Source organism: Mesorhizobium sp. B2-5-11, assembly GCF_006440835.1.
In the GTDB taxonomy this organism is placed as follows: domain Bacteria; phylum Pseudomonadota; class Alphaproteobacteria; order Rhizobiales; family Rhizobiaceae; genus Mesorhizobium.
Map to the genome: position 1 here is coordinate 155,008 of NZ_VFUK01000006.1, position 18,699 is coordinate 173,706.

At 63.1% G+C, this 18,699-nt stretch carries 18 protein-coding genes and 1 tRNA gene; 15 read left to right on the top strand and 4 right to left on the bottom strand.

What is annotated here, in order from left to right; all coding sequences use genetic code 11:
* Positions 1 to 138: 138 nt before the first annotated feature.
* The 5 genes from FJ490_RS19990 to FJ490_RS20010 are packed head-to-tail and all read left to right on the top strand — an operon-like array spanning position 139 to position 2,318.
* A complete protein-coding gene (locus tag FJ490_RS19990; protein ID WP_140556749.1) occupies positions 139 to 558 on the top strand; it encodes an HIT family protein in 420 nt (139 codons plus the stop codon).
* Between the two features lie 51 nt (positions 559 to 609).
* A complete protein-coding gene (gene nudC, locus FJ490_RS19995) occupies positions 610 to 1,551 on the top strand; it encodes an NAD(+) diphosphatase (RefSeq protein WP_140496871.1) in 942 nt (313 codons plus the stop codon).
* A gap of 19 nt (positions 1,552 to 1,570) precedes the next feature.
* Entirely contained in the window at positions 1,571 to 1,876 is a 306-nt protein-coding gene (locus tag FJ490_RS20000; protein WP_140513116.1) for a Dabb family protein, read from the top strand.
* A 14-nt stretch (positions 1,877 to 1,890) separates the two neighbouring features.
* A complete protein-coding gene (locus tag FJ490_RS20005) occupies positions 1,891 to 2,145 on the top strand; it encodes a type II toxin-antitoxin system Phd/YefM family antitoxin (RefSeq protein ID WP_140658014.1) in 255 nt (84 codons plus the stop codon).
* A gap of 23 nt (positions 2,146 to 2,168) precedes the next feature.
* Positions 2,169 to 2,318 carry a hypothetical protein gene (locus tag FJ490_RS20010; RefSeq protein ID WP_181165286.1) on the top strand — a complete coding sequence of 50 codons (150 nt, stop codon included), beginning with the start codon at positions 2,169 to 2,171 and terminating at the stop codon, positions 2,316 to 2,318.
* A gap of 56 nt (positions 2,319 to 2,374) precedes the next feature.
* On the opposite strand, the gene FJ490_RS20015 is transcribed toward FJ490_RS20010, so the two are convergent.
* The gene (locus FJ490_RS20015; RefSeq protein WP_140496876.1) at positions 2,375 to 3,238 is read right to left on the bottom strand and encodes a prephenate dehydratase; all 864 of its coding nucleotides are present in this window, start codon (positions 3,236 to 3,238) and stop codon (positions 2,375 to 2,377) included.
* Positions 3,239 to 3,273: 35 nt separating this feature from the next.
* Positions 3,274 to 4,002 (bottom strand): 3-deoxy-manno-octulosonate cytidylyltransferase, encoded by a 729-nt coding sequence (locus FJ490_RS20020; RefSeq protein WP_140496878.1) that lies wholly within the window; start codon positions 4,000 to 4,002, stop codon positions 3,274 to 3,276.
* 191 nt (positions 4,003 to 4,193) lie between these two features.
* Here FJ490_RS20020 and FJ490_RS20025 point away from each other — a divergent pair, with 191 nt between their 5' ends.
* The 7 genes from FJ490_RS20025 (at position 4,194) to FJ490_RS20055 (ending at position 13,870) form a co-directional block, all read left to right on the top strand.
* Positions 4,194 to 4,895: a cytochrome c family protein gene (locus FJ490_RS20025; protein ID WP_140496880.1), complete on the top strand. Its 702-nt coding sequence runs from the start codon at positions 4,194 to 4,196 to the stop codon at positions 4,893 to 4,895.
* Positions 4,896 to 5,060: 165 nt separating this feature from the next.
* Entirely contained in the window at positions 5,061 to 6,938 is a 1,878-nt protein-coding gene (locus FJ490_RS20030) for an extracellular solute-binding protein (protein WP_140728859.1), read from the top strand.
* Positions 6,938 to 8,806, top strand: a complete 1,869-nt coding sequence (locus tag FJ490_RS20035) for an extracellular solute-binding protein (RefSeq protein WP_140728858.1) — start codon at positions 6,938 to 6,940, stop codon at positions 8,804 to 8,806. Before FJ490_RS20030 ends, FJ490_RS20035 begins: the two co-directional genes overlap by 1 nt.
* 168 nt (positions 8,807 to 8,974) lie before the next feature.
* A complete protein-coding gene (locus FJ490_RS20040) occupies positions 8,975 to 10,069 on the top strand; it encodes a microcin C ABC transporter permease YejB (protein ID WP_140496886.1) in 1,095 nt (364 codons plus the stop codon).
* Entirely contained in the window at positions 10,069 to 11,214 is a 1,146-nt protein-coding gene (locus tag FJ490_RS20045) for an ABC transporter permease (protein ID WP_140564887.1), read from the top strand. Before FJ490_RS20040 ends, FJ490_RS20045 begins: the two co-directional genes overlap by 1 nt.
* Positions 11,211 to 12,842 (top strand): ABC transporter ATP-binding protein, encoded by a 1,632-nt coding sequence (locus FJ490_RS20050; RefSeq protein ID WP_140728857.1) that lies wholly within the window; start codon positions 11,211 to 11,213, stop codon positions 12,840 to 12,842. Before FJ490_RS20045 ends, FJ490_RS20050 begins: the two co-directional genes overlap by 4 nt.
* Positions 12,843 to 12,928: 86 nt before the next feature.
* A complete protein-coding gene (locus tag FJ490_RS20055; protein ID WP_140496893.1) occupies positions 12,929 to 13,870 on the top strand; it encodes a glyoxylate/hydroxypyruvate reductase A in 942 nt (313 codons plus the stop codon).
* Between the two features lie 44 nt (positions 13,871 to 13,914).
* Here FJ490_RS20055 and FJ490_RS20060 read toward each other — a convergent pair whose 3' ends face one another.
* The gene (locus tag FJ490_RS20060) at positions 13,915 to 14,274 is read right to left on the bottom strand and encodes a hypothetical protein (protein ID WP_140513098.1); all 360 of its coding nucleotides are present in this window, start codon (positions 14,272 to 14,274) and stop codon (positions 13,915 to 13,917) included.
* Between the two features lie 186 nt (positions 14,275 to 14,460).
* Between FJ490_RS20060 and FJ490_RS20065 the strand changes: the two genes are divergently transcribed.
* Both FJ490_RS20065 and FJ490_RS20070 read left to right on the top strand, forming a co-directional pair.
* On the top strand, positions 14,461 to 15,471 hold the full coding sequence (locus tag FJ490_RS20065; protein WP_140728856.1) for a ligase-associated DNA damage response exonuclease: 1,011 nt from the start codon (positions 14,461 to 14,463) through the stop codon (positions 15,469 to 15,471).
* 4 nt (positions 15,472 to 15,475) lie between these two features.
* Entirely contained in the window at positions 15,476 to 17,077 is a 1,602-nt protein-coding gene (locus FJ490_RS20070; RefSeq protein ID WP_140513094.1) for a cisplatin damage response ATP-dependent DNA ligase, read from the top strand.
* A gap of 24 nt (positions 17,078 to 17,101) precedes the next feature.
* Here FJ490_RS20070 and FJ490_RS20075 read toward each other — a convergent pair whose 3' ends face one another.
* On the bottom strand, positions 17,102 to 18,253 hold the full coding sequence (locus FJ490_RS20075) for a hypothetical protein (RefSeq protein WP_140496901.1): 1,152 nt from the start codon (positions 18,251 to 18,253) through the stop codon (positions 17,102 to 17,104).
* 363 nt (positions 18,254 to 18,616) lie between these two features.
* On the opposite strand from FJ490_RS20075, the gene FJ490_RS20080 reads away from it, so the two are divergent.
* Positions 18,617 to 18,692, top strand: a tRNA-Thr gene (locus tag FJ490_RS20080).
* The last annotated feature ends 7 nt before the right edge of the window (positions 18,693 to 18,699 follow it).

Here is an 18,699-nt window from a genome sequence, read left to right on the forward strand (position 1 = left end):
CATATCGGCAATTCGGCGACGAAATGCAAGGGCGCAGGCAAATCGGCTGCATCAGCCACGAGATTCGCTTGCAGCCTCGATGCAGCCGCTCTAGCGTTCATGACTCTGAGGAAAACACCAAAAGCAAGGGAAACGCCGATGCTGCCGGGCCTGAAGGCCGGATTCACGCTGGATACCCGGCTGGAGGCGGACAGCGAGCAGTTGATGTGGCTTGGGCTGTGTGAACTGCGCGTGATGAACGACCGCCGCTGGCCATGGCTGCTTCTGGTGCCGCAGCGGCCGGGCGTGGAGGAAATCCACGACATGACGCCGCTCGACCAGACAATGCTGACCTTCGAGACCAATATGGTGGCTCAGGCGCTGAAGAAGGTGACCGGCTGCACCAAGATCAACACCGGCGCGCTCGGCAACATCGTGCGCCAGCTGCACATCCACGTCATCGCCCGTTCGGAAGGCGATCCCGGCTGGCCAGGCCCGGTGTGGGGGCACGGCCTGCGCGAGCCCTATCAGCGCTCCGAGCTGCGCCGGTTTGCCGAAACGATAAGGGCGGCGCTATAAGCCTTCCCGTGTCCATCCCGAACGTGTCCATCCCGAACGCCCAGAGTCCGCATGAGCTTTAGCCTGTTTGACGCGCCCTTGCGCGAGCCGAGCCAATTCGTCGGCTTCGCCGGCAACAGTATCGACCGACAATCCGAGAACCGCGCCGACGATTCGGTCGACAAAGCGCTCGCCGATCCTGGAACCAGGCTGCTTTTGATGCAGGGCGGCCGGCTCTACCTGAAGGTTCGTGACGGCAGCTTCGACCCCTGGTTCGGCGTCGCCGAAAGCCTGCCCTTCCAGACCTTGCCCGGCAGCGGTGTGCTGCTTGGATTCTCCGACCAGGGCCCGGTGCTGGCGGTGACCGCCGGCCTCGAGCCGGAACAGCTTCCCGAAACGGTCAAGGCCATCGACTACCGCTCGGTCTACATGCAAGGCCTGATCGACGAAGCGGCCGCCGGAGCGATGGCGCAGGGCGCCGCACTGCTCGCCTGGCACGCCAGCCATCGTTTCTGCAGCAAATGCGGGACCGAGTCACAAATGCGGGCCGGCGGCTACAAGCGCCATTGCCCGAATTGCGGCACCGAGCATTTTCCGCGCACCGATCCGGTGGCGATCATGCTGACGGCGACGCGCGAGAAATGCCTGCTCGGGCGCGGCCGGCATTTCGCGCCGGGCATGTACTCCGCCCTTGCCGGCTTCATCGAGCCGGGCGAAACGATCGAGGCGGCGGTGCGCCGCGAGACGCTGGAGGAGGCGGGCATCCGGCTCGGCCGCGTCGTCTACCACGCCAGCCAGCCTTGGCCATTCCCCTATTCGCTGATGATCGGCTGCTTCGGCGAGCCGCTCAATGAAGACATCCAGGCCGACCTCAACGAGCTGGAAGACTGCCGCTGGTTCTTGCGCGACGAGGTCCGCCTGATGCTGGCCAGGGAGCATCCGGGCAATCTGATCACGCCGCCGAAGGGAGCCATAGCGCATCACCTGATCCGCGCCTGGGTCGACAGCGAATAAGGGAAATCAGGAGAGGGAAATGATCCGCCATACCGTCGTGTTCACGCTGAAGCATCCGCCGCACTCGCTGGAGGAAAAAAGGTTCCTGGTCGACGCCAGGAAAATCCTCTCGGCGATCAGGGGCGTCACCCATTTCGAACAGCTGCGTCAGGTCAGCCCCAAGAACGACTACCAGTTCGGCTTCTCCATGGAATTCGCCGACCAGGCCGCCTATACCAGGTACAACGACCATCCCGACCACGTCGCCTTCGTGCGCGACCGCTGGATTCCTGAAGTCGAGACCTTCATGGAGATCGACTATGTGCCCCTTGGCGCGGTGATTTAGAAGCGTAGGCTAATATGATGATCACCACGCTTTCGAGTCGCGAACTCAATCAGGACCTTGGCCGTGCAAAACGCGCTGCCAAGGAAGGACCGGTGATCGTCACCGACAGGGGGCGGCCGGTGCATGTCCTGTTATCGTTCGATGAGTACAAAAGGCTCACCGGCAAACCGCGGTCGCTCGGTGACATGCTGGCTGCGCCGGAAGCTGGAGAGCTTGATTTGCCGCTCCCGTCCCGCACGGAACATGCCAAGCCAATAGACTTGTCCTGAGGCTGTTGCTCGATACCAATGTCGTGTCCGATCTGCGAAAGGTAGCGAGCGGCAGGGCGCATCCCAATGTCGTACTATGGAACACCCGGCGTATGACGCTGGTGACGCGCAACATCGGGGATTTCGAGGGAACCGGAGTGGCACTCGTAAACCCGTGGGACTTCCCGAACTAGGTACTTTCATGCATGTCGTTGTCCCAAAACCGGTGCGCAGTTTGGGGGGACATGCACTAATCCGCTACCTTCCACTGCTCGCGTGACTCACTCGCCGGATAGACGCCGAGGATCCGCACTTCGCGCGAGAAGAAGCGAAGCTCGTCCAGCGCCAGCTTGACCAGCGGATCGTCGGGGTGGCCCTCGATGTCGGCGTAGAACAGTGTCGCCGTGAAGGCGCCGAGTTGGTAGCTCTCGAGCTTGGTCATGTTGATGCCGTTGGTGGCGAAACCGCCCATCGCCTTGTAGAGCGCGGCCGGCACGTTGCGGACGCGGAAGATGAAGGTCGTCATCATCTTGGCGTCAGGCGACGGGCGTTCGGCCCACTGCTTGTTCTTGGTCAGGACGACGAAGCGCGTGACGTTGGAATCGGTGTCCTCGACATTCTCCTCGATGATGTCAAGGCCGTAGAGCGTTGCGGCCAATGCCGGGGACAGGGCGGCCATGGTGCGGTCCTTGACCTCGGAGACCATCTTGGCCGCGCCCGCCGTGTCGCCGGCGACAACCGCCTTCCAGCCATTTTTGCGGACGTATTTGCGGCACTGGCCGAGCGCATGGATGTGGCTGTGCACGGTTTTGATCTCGTCACGCCTCACACCTGGCAGCACCATCAGCTGGAAATGGATGGGCAGGAAATATTCGCCGACGATGTGCAGCCTCGATTCCGGCAGCAGATGGTGAATGTCGGCGACGCGCCCGGCGATGGTGTTCTCGATCGGGATCATGGCGAGATCGGCCTTGCCGGTCTCGACCGCGTTGAACGCGTCCTCGAAGGTCGGGCATGGCAAAGGCTGCATCGAGGGATAGACGTTACGGCAGGCGGTGTCGGAATTGGCGCCGGGCTCGCCCTGGAAGGATATTCTGTTGGTCTTTTCAGGCATGGCCAATTCTCGTTGAAGGGGTGTCGGTTCGGCGCTCAGTTTGAAAGGATCGTTCTGGCCCGTTCCAGGTCTTGCGGCGTGTCGACGCCGAGCGGCAGCGACCGCACGATCTCGGCGTCGATGCGCATGCCGGCTTCCAGCGCCCGCAACTGCTCCAGCCGCTCGCGGCGTTCAAGCGGCGACGGCTTGAGCGCCACGAAGCGCTCGAGCGCCGAGCGGCGATAGGCATAGAGACCGATATGATGATAGAGCGCGCCCTCGCCCCAGGGCGCGGTGGCCCGGGTGAAATAAAGCGCCCTCAGCCTGGTGGCCGACAATGGCGAGCCAACGATCTTGACGACGTTGGGATTGGTCTTTTCCTCGTCGCGCTCGATCTCGACGCCGAGCGTGGCGATGTCCACCGCCTTGTCCTCGAACGGCCTGAGCGAGGCCACGATGATCGCGGGATCGATGGTCGGCAGGTCACCCTGCACATTGACGATGGTTTCGACCTTGTTTGCCGGATCCAGCACCGTCAGGGCCTCGAATATCCGGTCCGAACCCGATTCGTGGTCCGAGCGCGTCATCACCGCCTCGAAACCATGCGCGCGCACCGCTTCCGCCACGCCTTGCGTGTCGGTCGCCACCACCACACGGCCAAGCCCGGCCTCGGCGGCGCGGCGCGCGACATGGACGATCATCGGGGCGCCGGCAATGTCGGCCAGCGGCTTGCCCGGGAGCCGGGTCGAGGCCATGCGGGCGGGGATCAGGATCAAGGTGGACATCGGTTTGGCGGGCGTTCGAAACGAGGAGGGGAAAGTGGCAAAAGGTCTCACTGGAAGCGCCCTTATAGGTGTTGCAACGCCGGAGCAAAAGACCTAGTTTCCGCGCGATTTGACCGGCTCTGGAGGGCAGGTCTCGATACCGACGGACGGAGTGGACGGATCGGTCCGCCGGAAAAGGGAGCAAGGGGCGTATGGATTCCAACGAAGTCAACAAGCTGCTCGCCGGATTGCTCGGAACCGTTTTCGTGGTGTTCTCGGTCGGCATCGTGTCGGACGCGCTGTTTGCCTCGCCCGCTCCGGAAAAGCCCGGCTTCGCCATCGAGGCCGCCGAGCCCGCCGAGGGCGGCCCCGCCGCTCCGGCAGCCGCCGAAAAGCCGATCGCGGATCTTCTGGCCAACGCAAGTGCCGAACAGGGCGCTGCCATCTTCAAGAAATGCCAGGCCTGCCACTCCGGCGAGAAGGGCGGCCCCAACAAGGTCGGCCCGGATTTGTGGGATCTCATCGACCGCCCGGTCGCCGAGCATGAGGGCTTCGCCTATTCGGCCGGCATGAAGGAGTTTTCCAAGGGCGGCACCGAGAAGTGGACCTACGACAACATCAACCACTTCATCACCTCGCCGAAAAAATTCGTGAAAGGCACGGCGATGGGCTTTGCCGGCCTGCCGAAGGAAGAAGACCGCGCCAACGTCATCGCCTATCTGCGCACGCTGTCGGACAATCCCAAGCCGCTGCCCGCGCCGGGCGCTGCCGCCGATGCATCCGCCCCCGCCAAGCCCGCCGAAGGGGCCGCACCGGCCAAGCCGGCCGAAGGCGCAGCTCCCGCCAAGCCGGCGGCGCCTGCGGCTCCCGCCGCACCAGCTCCGGCCGCCCCGGCACCGGCGCCTGCTCAATAAACCGGATATAGTCTCGACGACCTTGAAAAAGCCGGGTTCAGCCCGGCTTTTTCGTTAGGAAAACCGCCTCTACGGCGACAAAGCCGCGCATGGCGGTTTTCACGCGCGGCAAATCATCTAGATTGCCTTTCTGGATGATGGCACGCATCGCGAAGAGGACAGTGGATGACGCTTGGCCGAGTGCTTCTCAAATCGTTGCTGGCGGCGGCCCTGCTGGCCGCGGGGTTGCAGGCGGCCCTGGCCGATGAGTGGCGCACCACTTCATCGCTGATCGGCGAATCCAAATATGGCGACAATTTCCAGCACTACGACTACGTGAACCCTAACGCACTCAAAGGCGGCACGCTGAATTCGGTGGTACTGGGCACTTTCGACAGCTTCAATCCCTATATCGTGCAGGGTTCACCGGCCGCCGGCCTGGTCGGGTTCGGCGGCGGCCTGCTCTACGACACGCTGATGGAGCAGGCGACCGACGAAGGCAGTGTCAGCCATCCGCTGATCGCCGACGCCTACAAATACCCGGCCGACTTTTCCTCGGCGACTTACCGGCTCGACCCCCGCGCGAAATGGCATGACGGCCAGCCTATCACCGTCGACGACGTGATCTGGTCATTCCAGGTGCTGAAGGCGAACAGCCCGATGTACAGCCGCTATTTCGAGAATGTCACGGATGCCGTGGCCGTCTCGGATCGCGAAGTCGAGTTTCATTTCAGCCAGAAGGGCAACCGCGAGCTGCCTAAAATCCTGGGTGACCTCGCCGTGCTACCGAAACACTGGTGGGAAGGCACGGATGCCAACGGCAAGAAGCGCGACGTCACCAGGCCGACGCTGGAGCCGCCGCTCGGCTCCGCCGCCTACAAGATCGCCAGCTTCAAGCCTGGCTCGGAAATCGTCTGGCAGCGCGTGCCGGACTATTGGGGTGCCAAGCTGCCGGTGAAGGTCGGTCGCGAGAATTTCGACAGGCAGCGTTTCACTTACATTCTTGATGACAATGCCGCCTGGCAGGCCTTCACCAAGGGCGGACTTGACGACATCAAACCGGAAAACAGTTCGAAGCGCTGGAAGACATTCTATAATTTCCCGGCGGTCAAGGCCGGCGATGTCATCAAGCAGGAATTCAAAACCACCTCGCCAGAGCCGATGCAGGCTTTCATGCTCAACCAGAGGCGCCCGCTGTTCCAGGACCGCCTGGTGCGGGCCGCGCTGACCTATCCTTTCGACTTCGAGACGATGAACCGTACGCTGTTCTACGGGTTCAACACCCGCACCAGCAGCTATTTCCAGGGAACTGAACTGGCCTCCAGCGGCTTGCCGCAAGGCAAGGAGCTGGAAATTCTGGAACAGTATCGCGACAAGCTGCCGCCCGAGCTGTTCACCCAGGAATTCAAGCTGCCGGTCTACGATTCGCCGCAGGCCGAGCGGAAATACCTGAAGCAGGCAGTCGACCTCTTCGCCAAGGCTGGATGGGTGATCAAGGGCGGCAAGATGGTCAATGCCAAGACCGGCGAGCCGTTCAAGTTCGAGATACTCGGCTGGAACGACACCGACCAGGTCATCTCCAGCCCCTATATCGCCAATCTGCGCAAGATCGGCGTCGACGCCACGTTGCGCATCATCGACCAGACCCAGTACGTCAACCGCGTCAACAATTTCGACTACGATGTCATTATCGGGCAACTCGGCCAGTCGGAATCGCCTGGCAATGAGCAGCGCGACTTCTGGAGTTCCAGGGCAGCCGACCGGCCGGGGTCGCGCAACTACGCCGGCATCAAGAACCCGGTCGTCGATGCCCTGGTCGACCGCATCATCTTCGCCACCGACCGCGACGATCTGGTTGCCGCCACCCATGCGCTCGACCGCGTGCTGCTGTGGAACTACTACGTCGTGCCGCAGTACTATCGAGCCGTGGTCTGGCTGGCTTACTGGAACAAATTCGGCATTCCCGCCAAACAGCCGAGCTATATCGGCGCCGACCAGAATTCCTGGTGGATCGATCCGGAGAAGGAAAAGGCGCTGGCGGCCAAATACAAGGGCAACAATTGATGGCGGTGCTGCCCCGTCGCGATTTCCTGGGCCTGGGCAGTGCCGCCGCTGTCGCCGCCCTGTTGCCCGGAAAAGCCTTTGCCAATGTTGCGACCGGCACCAAACTGCACGGCCTGTCCGCCTACGGCGACCTCAAATACAAACCGGATTTCACGCATTTCGACTACGTCAATCCGGATGCACCCAAGGGCGGCCAGATGAATTTCGCGCCGCCGAACGCCACGCTCAACCAAAGCTTCCTGACCTTCAACACGTTGAATTCCCTGGTATTGAAAGGAGATGCGCCGCCGCGCACCGAACTCTGTTTCGATTCCTTGATGGCAAGCGCGCTCGACGAGCCGGATGCGGTCTACGGCCTGCTTGCCGAGTCCGTCACCTTGTCGCAAGACCGCAACGGCTTCCGCTTCGCGCTGCGACCGCAAGCGCGTTTCCACGACGGCTCGCCGCTAACCGCCGAAGACGTCGTCTTCGCGTTGAAGCTTTACAAAGAGCAAGGGCATCCGAACCTTTCCCAGGCGTTGCGGTATATGACCGACGCGGTCGCCGAGGATCCACTCACCCTCAATCTTACCTTCAACGGCGAACAGTCCGCGCAAAACATCCTCAGGATCGTGGCGATGCCGATCGTGTCCAAGGCCTTTTATGCGGTCAATGATTTCAATGCCTCGACGATGACGCCGCCGCTCGGCTCGGGACCATACAAAATGGGGCGAGTGGCCGCGGGACAGACAGTCGAATATGAGCGCGTGCCCGACTATTGGGGCCGCGACCTCCCGGTGAATCGCGGCCAGTATAATTTCGACCGTATCCGCATCGACTTCTATCTCGACCGGCAGGCGGCGTTCGAAGCCTTCAAGAAGGGTGACACGCATTTTCGCGAGGAGTTTACCGCGCGGGTCTGGGCGACCGGCTACGATTTTCCGGCGCTCAAGGACGGCAAGGTCGTCAAACGGGAATTTCCCGGCGAGAAGACGCCAGACATGCAGGGCGTCGCACTGAACCAGCGTCGTGCGCAATTCCGCGATGAGCGGGTGCGACGGGCGATCGCCCGGTGTTTCGATTTCGAATGGATGAAGCGGGCGTTGTTTTATGGCTCTTACGAGCGCTCTCAATCGAACTTCGAACGGTCGGATTACAAGGCCGAAGGCTTGCCCTCGCCTGAGGAACTGGTCCTGCTGGAGCCATTCCGGGCCGAGTTGCCACCGGAGGTTTTTGGCGAAGCCGTGACGCAGCCTCTGTCCGACGGGTCAGGCCATGATCGCAAGCTGCTGGGCGAGGCTTCGAGATTGCTCGCGCAAGCCGGCTGGAAGCGGGCGGGCAATTTCGTCGTCAACGACAAGGGCGAGCGGCTGCGGGTGGAAATGCTGACGGAGGATGACGGCATCGTTCGCATCTACACCCCATGGTCCGAGAATATGAAGGCGATCGGGATCGACGCTTCGATCCGGCAGGTCGATTCGGCGCAATATGAACAGCGGCAGAGCGATTTCGACTTCGATCTTACCGTGCTGCATTGGTCGATCGGGGCGACGCCGACTGATGACAGCCTGGAGATGCTCTATGATTCTCGAATGGCGAAAATCCCGGGGCAGCGCAACTACCCCGGAACAGAAAGCAAGGCCATCGACGCGTTGATCGTGGCAGCCGGCAAGGCGCGAAGCCGGTCCGAACTCGTCACCGCGCTCAGAGCGCTCGATCGGGTCTTGCGCGCGCGGCTGGACTGGATTCCAACATACTATCTGGCGAATCACCGCGTCGCCTATTGGGACATGTTCGGCTTCGTCGAGCAAAAGCCCGATTTCGGCTTTCCGGTCGAGACGCTGTGGTGGTTCGACAAGGGCAAGGCGGCAAAAATTGGCAAAGGCTGAATTTCTTGCGGGCGTAAGCACCGCCCCTCACCTGCCTGCCCGTCCTCCGCAGCAGCTGCGCCGCAGCTGCGGAGGGTGGACCGGCATCCTCTGCCCGTATAGTGACGGGGAAAGAGGCGCGTTCATCGACGGTTTCGCCAATCACATGCGTCGGGAGGGCACCATCTGATGGGCGCCTATATCCTGCGCCGCATCCTTTTGATGATTCCGACCCTGTTCGGCATCATGGCGATCTCGTTCGCCGTCATTCAGTTTGCCCCCGGCGGCCCGGTCGAGCAGGTCATCGCCAAGCTGACGAACCAGGGCGGCAGCGATCGTCTGGGCGGTGGCGGCGGCGATGCGGGCGGTGGTAATTTCGATGCCGCCGGCGACGTCGGTTCAAAATATCGCGGCGCGCAGGGGCTCGATCCGGAATTCATCAAGAAGCTGGAGAAGCAGTTCGGCTTCGACAAGCCGCCGCTCGAGCGCTTCGGCCTGATGCTGTGGAATTATATCCGGTTCGATTTCGGCGACAGTTATTTCCGCGACATTTCGGTGCTCAACCTGATCCTGGAAAAAATGCCGGTGTCGATCTCGATCGGGCTGTGGATCACGCTCCTGTCCTACCTGATCTCGATCCCGCTCGGCATCCGCAAGGCGGTGAAGGACGGCAGCCCCTTCGACATCTGGACCAGCGGCGTCGTCATCGTCGGCTATGCCATTCCGGGTTTCCTGTTCGGCATCATGCTGATGGTGCTGTTTGCCGGTGGTTCGTTCTGGGACTGGTTCCCGCTGCGCGGCATCGTCTCGGACAATTGGGACCAGTTGTCATGGCCGGCCAAGATCGGGGACTATCTCTGGCACATGACCTTGCCGCTGACGGCGCTGGTGCTGTCGGCCTTCGCCACGACGACGCTGCTGACCAAGAATTCCTTCCTGGAGGAAATCCGCAAGCAGTATGTGGTGACCGCCCGCGCCAAGGGCCTCTCGGAACGGCAGGTGCTCTATGGCCATGTCTTCCGCAACGCCATGCTGATTGTCATCGCCGGTTTTCCCGGCGCCTTCATCTCGGCCTTCTTCACCGGTTCGCTGCTGATCGAAAACATCTTCTCGCTCGATGGGCTCGGCCTGCTCGGCTTCCGGTCGGTGGTCGAACGCGACTATCCCGTGGTGTTCGCCAACCTCTACATCTTCTCGCTTCTCGGCCTGTTCGTCGGATTGCTGTCCGACCTCATCTACACCTGGGTCGATCCGCGCATCGATTTCGAGCGGAGAGACGTTTGATGTCGGAGGCAAGTGTTACCGCCGGGGTCGTGCCGGAGCGGATGCCGCGGCCATTTCTGTCGCCGCTCAACAAGCGCCGCCTGGAGAACTTCAAGGCCAACCGGCGCGGCTACTGGTCGCTGTGGATCTTCCTTGTCCTGTTCGTGCTGTCGCTGTTCGCCGAATTCATCGCCAACGATAAGCCGATCATCGCCTCCTACAAGGGCGAGATCCTGTTTCCGGTGCTGGTCGCCTATCCCGAAGAGAAGTTCGGCGGCTTCTATGCCGTCACCGACTATCGCGACCCAGTGATCCAGGACGAGATCAACGCCAATGGCTGGATGATCTGGCCGCCGATCCGCTATTCCTACCAGACCGTCAACAATGCCATTCCCGAAGCAGCCCCGGCCAAGCCGTCCTGGCAGTATGACGCCAAGATGCGCTGCAACCAGTACCCGCAAGGGGCTGATGATCCGGCCTGCACCATCGGCAACTGGAACTGGCTGGGCACCGACGACCAGGCGCGCGATGTGCTGGCGCGGGTCATCTACGGTTTCCGTATCTCGGTGCTGTTCGGACTGATCCTGACCGCCGGCTCGGCTTTGATCGGCGTCGCGGCCGGCGCCCTACAGGGCTATTTCGGCGGCTGGACGGACCTGCTGTTCCAGCGCTTCATCGAGATATGGTCGGCTATCCCCGTGCTCTATCTCCTGCTTATCGTCGCCGCCATACTGCCGCCGGGCTTCTTCATCCTGCTCGGGCTGATGCTGCTGTTTTCCTGGGTGGCGTTGGTCGGCGTGGTGCGGGCCGAATTCCTGCGCGCGCGCAATTTCGAGTACGTCAACGCGGCGCGCGCGCTCGGCGTGCGCAACCGCACCATCATGTTCCGGCACCTGTTGCCCAACGCCATGGTGGCGACACTGACCTTCCTGCCGTTCCTGCTCTCAGGCTCGATCTCGACGCTGACCTCGCTAGACTATCTCGGTTTCGGCCTGCCGCCGGGCTCGGCCTCGCTCGGCGAATTGCTCAAGCAGGCGCAGCGCAATCTCAACGCGCCGTGGCTCGGCATTTCCGGCTTCGTCGTCATCTCGCTGATGCTGTCGCTGTTGGTCTTCGTCGGCGAGGCGACACGCGACGCCTTCGATCCGCGCAAGACGTTCCGATGAGCGACGCCCCCTTGCTCTCGGTCCGGGACCTCAGCGTCGCCTTTGCGCAAGGCGGACAGCAGTCGCTGGCCGTCGATCACATCTCCTTCGACATCGCCAAGGGCGAGACGGTGGCGCTGGTCGGCGAATCCGGCTCCGGCAAATCGGTCTCGGCGCTGTCGGTGCTGAAGCTCTTGCCCTATCCCAGCGCAAGCCACCCCTCGGGCAGGACCCTGTTCCAGGGCGCCGACCTGCTCGCCATGAACGAGAAGCAACTGCGGCAGGTGCGCGGCAACAAGATCACCATGATCTTCCAGGAGCCGATGACCTCGCTCAATCCGCTGCACACGATCGAGCAGCAGATCGTCGAGATCCTGAAGCTGCATCAGGGCATGGCCGACCGCCCGGCCAAGGCGCGCACGCTGGCCCTGCTCAACGAGGTCGGCATCCGTGATCCGCAGAAGCGGCTCGACGCCTACCCGCACCAGCTCTCCGGCGGCCAGCGCCAGCGCGTCATGATCGCCATGGCGCTGGCCAACGAACCGGAACTCCTGATCGCCGACGAGCCGACGACAGCGCTCGACGTCACCGTACAGGCGCAGATCCTCGAATTGCTGGCCGGCCTGAAGAGCCGCAAGGGCATGTCGATGCTGTTCATCACCCATGATCTCGGCATCGTGCGCAAGATCGCCGACCGGGTGTGCGTGATGACCAAGGGCAAGATCGTCGAGATGGGGCCTACCAAGGACATCTTCGCCAATCCGCAGCACGCCTATACGCGCCATCTCCTGGCGGCCGAGCCCAAGGGCAAGCCACCCGCGGCCAACAGCGCCGCGGCACCCGTGATGACCGGCAAGGACATCAAAGTCTGGTTTCCGATCAAGCAGGGCTTCTTCCGACGCACCGTCGACCATGTGAAGGCGGTCGACGGCATCGATGTCACCGTGCGGGCCGGCCAGACGCTGGGCGTGGTTGGAGAGTCCGGGTCGGGCAAGACCACGCTCGGCCTGGCGCTGGCGCGGATGATCTCGTCGAGCGGAACCATCCAGTTCAACGGGCGCGACATCAACCAGCTCTCGTTCAACGCCATGCGCCCGCTCAGGCGCGAATTGCAGATCGTCTTCCAGGATCCTTTCGGCTCGCTGAGCCCCCGCATGTCCATCGCCGAGATCATCGAAGAAGGCTTGAAGATCCACGAGCCGAAGCTGTCGCTCGACGAGCGCGACGACAAGGTGGTCGACGTGCTGAAGGAAGTCGGGCTCGACCCGGCGACGCGCAACCGCTATCCGCACGAATTCTCCGGCGGCCAGCGCCAGCGCGTCGCCATTGCTCGCGCCATGGTGCTCAACCCGCGTTTCGTCATGCTGGACGAGCCGACCTCGGCGCTCGACATGAGCGTGCAGGCGCAGGTCGTCGACCTCCTGCGCAGCCTGCAGGCCAAGCATGACCTCGCCTATCTCTTCATCAGCCACGACCTCAAGGTCATCCGGGCCCTGGCCAATGATGTCATCGTCATGCGCAATGGCCAGATCGTCGAAGCCGGTCCTTCCGAACAGATTTTTGAAAAGCCGCAAACCGACTATACTCGGGCGCTGATCTCGGCCGCCTTCAAGATAGAAACCGCCCCGACGGGGGTCGTCAGCGAGTGACTCCTTCCTTCGCAATTCCGGACGGAAAGGCGCCGCGCGCCTTTCCCGCAATTGCTCCAAACCGAACAACAGGACAAAATCCATAAATGGAAAAAGGCAAAATCCTGCTTGCCGTCACCGGCTTTCACCCGCAGCGCTGGCGCGAACTGCTGTCCGCAGAGCGCGAGGTGGTGCTCGAGCCGGACGGCGCCAGCGATCCTTCGATCACCTATGCGGTGGTGTGGAAACAGCGGCCGAACCTGTTGGGATCGCTGCCCAATCTGCGCGCCATCTTCTCGATCGGCGCCGGTGTCGACCACATCTTCTCCGATCCCAGCCTGCCGGACGTGCCGATCGTCAAGGTCGTCGCCGGCAACCTGGCCCAGCACATGACCGAATATGTCGTCTGGCGGGTGCTCGATCATCACCGCCAGGGCCTGCTGTACCGGTCGCAGCAGCCGAAGAAGATATGGCGCGAGCCGGCGCAGCGCACCGCTGAAGACATCTCTGTCGGCATCATGGGGCTCGGCAGTCTCGGCCGCGCGGCGGCGTCGGCGCTGCTGTCGCTCGGCTTCGCGGTCAATGGCTGGTCGCGCACGGACCGGCCGATGGAAGGTGTCGCGACCTATTGCGGCGAGGCCGGGCTTATCCCGTTCCTCAATGCCACAGACATACTGGTCGTGCTGCTGCCGCTGACGCCGGATACCAAGGGTATCATCAATTACGGCGTGCTGAAGGAATTGCGCAAGCGCAACGGTCTTGGCGGCTCGGTGCTGATCAATGCCGGTCGCGGCCGCCTGCAGAAGGACGCCGACATCGTGCGCGCGCTGGACGACGGCACGCTGAAGGAAGCGAGCCTCGACGTGTTCGAGGTCGAACCGCTGCCGAAGACCAGCCCGCTATGGGCCCATCCGAAAGTGTTCGTGACGCCGCATGCCGCGGCCACGTCCGATCCCGTCCATCTGGCGCCGATCATGCTGCGCCAGATGGACGCCTTCGAGCGGGGCGAAAAGCTGGAGAACCTGGTAGACCGCAAAGCGGGATATTAGGCCCCTGGCATGTGGTCATCGGGACCGCCTTCAGGCGACATGTGTTAGCCGGGCAGAGCGAACTTCTTCTGCTTGTCCGGCTTGCCGCAATCGCGGCGCTCGATAGACCGGTTCATGGCGTCGATCTCGCCGCTTGCCTTGTCGGCATCGCGCTTGGTCTTGGAGCGGATATCCGGAATGAACGGGCCGAAGCCCATCGCGGGGTTGGAGAATGTCGGCTTGGCCTGCTGGGACAGATTGTATTGCCGAGCCAGGGCGTTGCGTTGCGCCAGCAACTGGCCGCAAGGCACGCTGTCATATTGCAATGAGGACTGGACGTTTTCGTCCTGGCGCTCGGACATGGAGTTGCCGACACAGCCCGCCATAACGAGGCAAGATGCCAAGGCCATCATGTTCCAGCGCATGGAAAATCCCTCCGTACGACACTGCCCCGACATAATCCGGCATGCGATTGGGGCTTTTTCGCAGCAGAGGCACCCGCAGGCCTCAGACCGCGTTGCCTGACTGCTGCCCGGCGGTTGGCTGTAGGCCGAGTCAGCAGTCTCTTGCAACAGGCTTCCCGCGCCCGAATTAGCCACTATCTTGGAACAATGCGCGCCAGCGACCTGCTCCATCCCCGGCCCGAGGGCCTTTACTGCCCGCCGGGCGACTTCTTCATCGACCCGGTGCGGCCGGTCAACCGGGCGCTGATCACGCACGGCCATTCCGACCACGCACGCTCCGGCCACGGCTCGGTGCTGGCGACGCAGCAGACACTGGACATCATGGGGCTTCGCTATGGCGAGGGTTTTGCAGGCACGACACAGGCGGCTAGACTGGGCGAGCGAATTGCCTTCAACGGCGTCGACATCAGCTTTCATCCGGCCGGCCATGTGCTGGGCTCGGCGCAGATCGCGGTCGTGCGTCAGGGCATGCGCATCGTCGCCTCCGGCGACTACAAGCGGCAGCAGGACGCGACATGCCTGCCGTTCGAGCCAATCGCGTGCGATGTGTTCATCACCGAGGCAACCTTCGGCCTGCCGGTGTTTCGCCACCCGCCGGACGAGGAGGAGATCGCGCGGCTCCTGAAATCGTCGGCGCAGTTCCCCGAACGCTCGCATCTCATCGGAGCCTACGCGCTGGGCAAGGCGCAACGGGTGATGCGGCTGTTGCGCGACGCTGGCTACGACAAGCCGATCTATATCCACGGCGCGCTGGCCAAGCTCAGCGACTACTACCAGAGCCAGGGCATCGATCTCGGCAGGCTCGAGCCGGCGACGGTGGAGAGCGCCAGCAAGGATGATTTCACCGGCGCCATCGTCGTCGGCCCGCCGGCCGCCTTCGCCGATCGCTGGGCGCGGCGCTTTCCCGATCCGATCTCCTGCTTCGCCTCGGGCTGGATGCGCATCCGCCAGCGCGCCAAGCAGGGCGGCGTCGAGCTGCCGCTGATCATTTCGGATCATGCCGACTGGGACGAACTGACCGCCACGATCAAGGAAACCGGGGCAGAGGAAATCTGGGTGACACACGGGCGCGAGGAGGCGCTGGTGCGCTGGTGCGAACTCGAAGGGATCGCTGCGCGGCCATTGCATCTGGTGGGGTATGAGGACGAGGGCGATTGATGGCATGAATCGCTTCGCCGAACTGCTCGACCGCCTTGTGCTGACGCCGTCGCGCAACGGCAAGCTGACGCTGCTGACCGATTATTTCCGCAGCGTCGAGGATCCTGATCGCGGGCTGGCGCTGGCTGCCATCACCGGCGATCTCAACATCGCCGCGATCAAGCCGGCGATGCTGCGCATGCTGGTGACCGAACGCATGGACCCGGTGCTGTTCGGCTATTCCTACGACTATGTCGGCGATCTCGCCGAGACCGTGTCGCTGGTCTGGCCGCAGACGCCCGGAACCATACCGAACCGTGAGCCGACGCTCGGTGAGGTGGTCGCGAAGCTGCAGGCGGCGAGCCGCTCCGACGGCCCGAAAGTGCTGTCAAACCTGCTCGACAGTGCCGGCATCTCGGCCCGCTTCGCCATCATCAAGCTGGTCACCGGCGGGTTGCGCATCGGCGTGTCGGCGCGGCTGGCCAAGCAGGCACTGGCGGATTTCGGCAAGGTCGACGTCGCCGAGATCGAGGAACTCTGGCACGGGCTGTCGCCGCCGTACACAGCCTTGTTCGCATGGCTGGAAGGCAAGGCCGCAAAGCCCGAGAGGGCCGCGCGGGCACTGTTCCGGCCGGTGATGCTGTCCAACCCGGTCGGCGACGGCGATCTCGACAGGCTCGACCCCGCCGATTACGCGGCCGAGTGGAAGTGGGACGGCATCCGCGTCCAGGCGGTGTCGGAAGGCGGCATCCGCCGGCTCTATTCGCGCACCGGCGACGACGTCTCCGGCGCCTTTCCCGACCTCGCCGAGGCGATGGTTTTCTCGGCCACCCTCGACGGCGAATTGCTGGTCGGCGATCCCCGGGAAGCGACAGGGACGTTCTCGGACCTCCAGCAGCGGTTGAACCGCAAGACGGTGTCACTGAAGATGCAGCAGCAATATCCGGCTTTCATGCGTTGCTACGACCTTTTGCAGGTCGGCGCGGAGGATTTGCGGGGATTGCCCTTCCGGGAGCGGCGCGTCCGCCTCGAAACCTTCGTGAAAACGCTCGACCCGAGCCGCTTCGATCTTTCGCCATTCGTCGCGTTCTCGGACTGGCAGGCGCTGGAGGAACTGCGCCGGGCGCCGCCGCACCCGATCATCGAAGGCGTGATGCTGAAGCGCTGGGATTCGCCCTATGTCGCCGGCCGGCCGAAGGGGCCCTGGTTCAAATGGAAACGTGACCCGCACACGGTGGACGCCGTGCTCATGTACGCCCAGCGCGGCCACGGCAAGCGCTCGAGCTTCTACTCCGATTACACGTTCGGCGTCTGGTCCGGAGCGGAAGGCGAGGAGGAACTGGTGCCGGTCGGCAAGGCCTATTTCGGCTTCACCGACGAGGAATTGAGGCAGATCGACAAATATGTCCGCGACAACACGATCGAGCGTTTCGGGCCTGTGCGCTCGGTGCGCGCCGACCGTGACAACGGGCTGGTGCTGGAAGTCGCCTTCGAAGGGCTCAACCGTTCGACGCGTCACAAATCCGGCGTTGCCATGCGCTTTCCCCGCATCTCGCGGCTGCGCTGGGACAAGCCCGCCAACGAGGCCGACCGCATCGAGACGCTGCAGGCGCTGCTCGATCGTTGATCGCACCCTCTCCCGTGCCGGCGCTCAAGGCTCGACGGAGACGCGGATCTCGTAAATGTTGACCGCCTTGCCCTGCTTGTCGAAATCGGAGTTGATGGCGATCGTTCCGGCCGAGCCGGGCCGCTTGTCGGGGAATTTCACGTCGAAGAGATATTCGTTGCGCTGCTGGCCGACCGCATAGCGTTTGCGGCCGCAATCACCAAGCTCGCCGAAATTGCAGTCGACCGAGATCTGCGTGTCCTTGCCGTCCTCGGCGCGGGCGACGATATCGAACACGGCGTGCTTGCCGGCGAGCTTCTCCAGCACGCCTTGCCCGACATCGAAGCTGATCGCCGAACCGGAAGCGCCGGACTGGATGCGCAGGAATGGCCCGGAATCGTCCTTCATCGTTTCCGCCTTGGCGTCCGACGGAGCGCTGACATGCGCCGGGTCGGTGGGCGAAAACACGTTGATCCAGTTGCGCGCCTGATCGGCAGCGCCGGGCTTTTCCGGCCCGGTCTCGCCATCCGCCGGCGTGAAATCGTCGTCCTCGACGGTCGGCGGCGCTTCGGGCGGCGCGGTGTCGAGCTGGGCCTGGGTCTTGAAGACGCCGGTCTGCATGGCGAAAAACAGGCCGATGCCGACCGCGGCGAGCAGCGTCACGGTGAGGAAGATGGCGGTCAGCGGCAGGCGCCGGCCCCTGATGCGCCTCTCGTCGCGATCGGGCGCCACTTCAGCCGTGGCTTCGGACGAAGCGGGAGCCGACATGTCGATGGACGGCACGCCGGAAAGGGTCGCGTCGGGCATGATGTCTGGAACGACCGGCAAGACGCGCGAGCGCGGGGCATCGGCAGCCGGCTGTGCAGGCTCGTCGACGGAAACTGCGGGCGGCGCCGCGCTCTCGCCGGTTGCGGCGGGTGCAGCCGGGCTCGCCGGAAGCTCGACCGCCGGTGCATCGGACTCAGCCTGGGGAGCGACATCCGGCACCGCCGGCAGGAATTCGGATTCGATTTCGGTGATCTTGGCCTGTATCGCCTTGCGGCGTTTGATGGCGACTTCCACCGTCACGCCGGGATTGGCCTGGAGCGCGCGGTCGAGCGCGGCGAAAGCCGAGCGATAGACCTTTTCGCGGTATGCGCGGTCCTCGGCATTGCCTCTTTCGAGGGCGTTCCGGATCGCTTTTTCGATTGCGTCCAAGCGAGATCCCTCTGTGCGTTGCCCAAACCTCGCCATGATCGTTAGCCGCAGCCGACCAATCAATCAACGGGCGAGCGTCCGCATTCTGCCTCGTTGGAGTGTCCAAAGTCCATCTTGGCGGTATTCCGGCAACGAAATCAACATGCTTCATTGATCTTTGCCGGCAGGGAGGCACGGGGCCAGGCGCAATGTCCCGGCCGATCGGTAAGGGCGTGGCAGCCGGCTTTGTCGGCGATGCGTCGGGGCGGAACGACGCGCAACACGAATTGCCGGGCCGCATCCTGAATTCGCGATCGCCCATCTTGAATTCGCCGTCGGTTGAGTCTATCACCCAGCCCATCTTGGAGGCCTAACGCTTCCCGGGCCGCTTTAGCTCAGTTGGTAGAGCACATCATTCGTAATGATGGGGTCGCGTGTTCGAGTCACGCAAGCGGCACCACTTCCCC

Coding starts and splice junctions, on each gene's coding strand:
- FJ490_RS19990 (WP_140556749.1), top strand. CDS start 139: ATGCTGCCGGGCCTGAAGGCCGGATTCACGCTGGATACCCGGCTGGAG.
- nudC (WP_140496871.1), top strand. CDS start 610: ATGAGCTTTAGCCTGTTTGACGCGCCCTTGCGCGAGCCGAGCCAATTC.
- FJ490_RS20000 (WP_140513116.1), top strand. CDS start 1,571: ATGATCCGCCATACCGTCGTGTTCACGCTGAAGCATCCGCCGCACTCG.
- FJ490_RS20005 (WP_140658014.1), top strand. CDS start 1,891: ATGATGATCACCACGCTTTCGAGTCGCGAACTCAATCAGGACCTTGGC.
- FJ490_RS20015 (WP_140496876.1), bottom strand. CDS start 3,238: ATGCCTGAAAAGACCAACAGAATATCCTTCCAGGGCGAGCCCGGCGCC.
- FJ490_RS20020 (WP_140496878.1), bottom strand. CDS start 4,002: ATGTCCACCTTGATCCTGATCCCCGCCCGCATGGCCTCGACCCGGCTC.
- FJ490_RS20025 (WP_140496880.1), top strand. CDS start 4,194: ATGGATTCCAACGAAGTCAACAAGCTGCTCGCCGGATTGCTCGGAACC.
- FJ490_RS20030 (WP_140728859.1), top strand. CDS start 5,061: ATGACGCTTGGCCGAGTGCTTCTCAAATCGTTGCTGGCGGCGGCCCTG.
- FJ490_RS20035 (WP_140728858.1), top strand. CDS start 6,938: ATGGCGGTGCTGCCCCGTCGCGATTTCCTGGGCCTGGGCAGTGCCGCC.
- FJ490_RS20040 (WP_140496886.1), top strand. CDS start 8,975: ATGGGCGCCTATATCCTGCGCCGCATCCTTTTGATGATTCCGACCCTG.
- FJ490_RS20045 (WP_140564887.1), top strand. CDS start 10,069: ATGTCGGAGGCAAGTGTTACCGCCGGGGTCGTGCCGGAGCGGATGCCG.
- FJ490_RS20050 (WP_140728857.1), top strand. CDS start 11,211: ATGAGCGACGCCCCCTTGCTCTCGGTCCGGGACCTCAGCGTCGCCTTT.
- FJ490_RS20055 (WP_140496893.1), top strand. CDS start 12,929: ATGGAAAAAGGCAAAATCCTGCTTGCCGTCACCGGCTTTCACCCGCAG.
- FJ490_RS20060 (WP_140513098.1), bottom strand. CDS start 14,274: ATGCGCTGGAACATGATGGCCTTGGCATCTTGCCTCGTTATGGCGGGC.
- FJ490_RS20065 (WP_140728856.1), top strand. CDS start 14,461: ATGCGCGCCAGCGACCTGCTCCATCCCCGGCCCGAGGGCCTTTACTGC.
- FJ490_RS20070 (WP_140513094.1), top strand. CDS start 15,476: ATGAATCGCTTCGCCGAACTGCTCGACCGCCTTGTGCTGACGCCGTCG.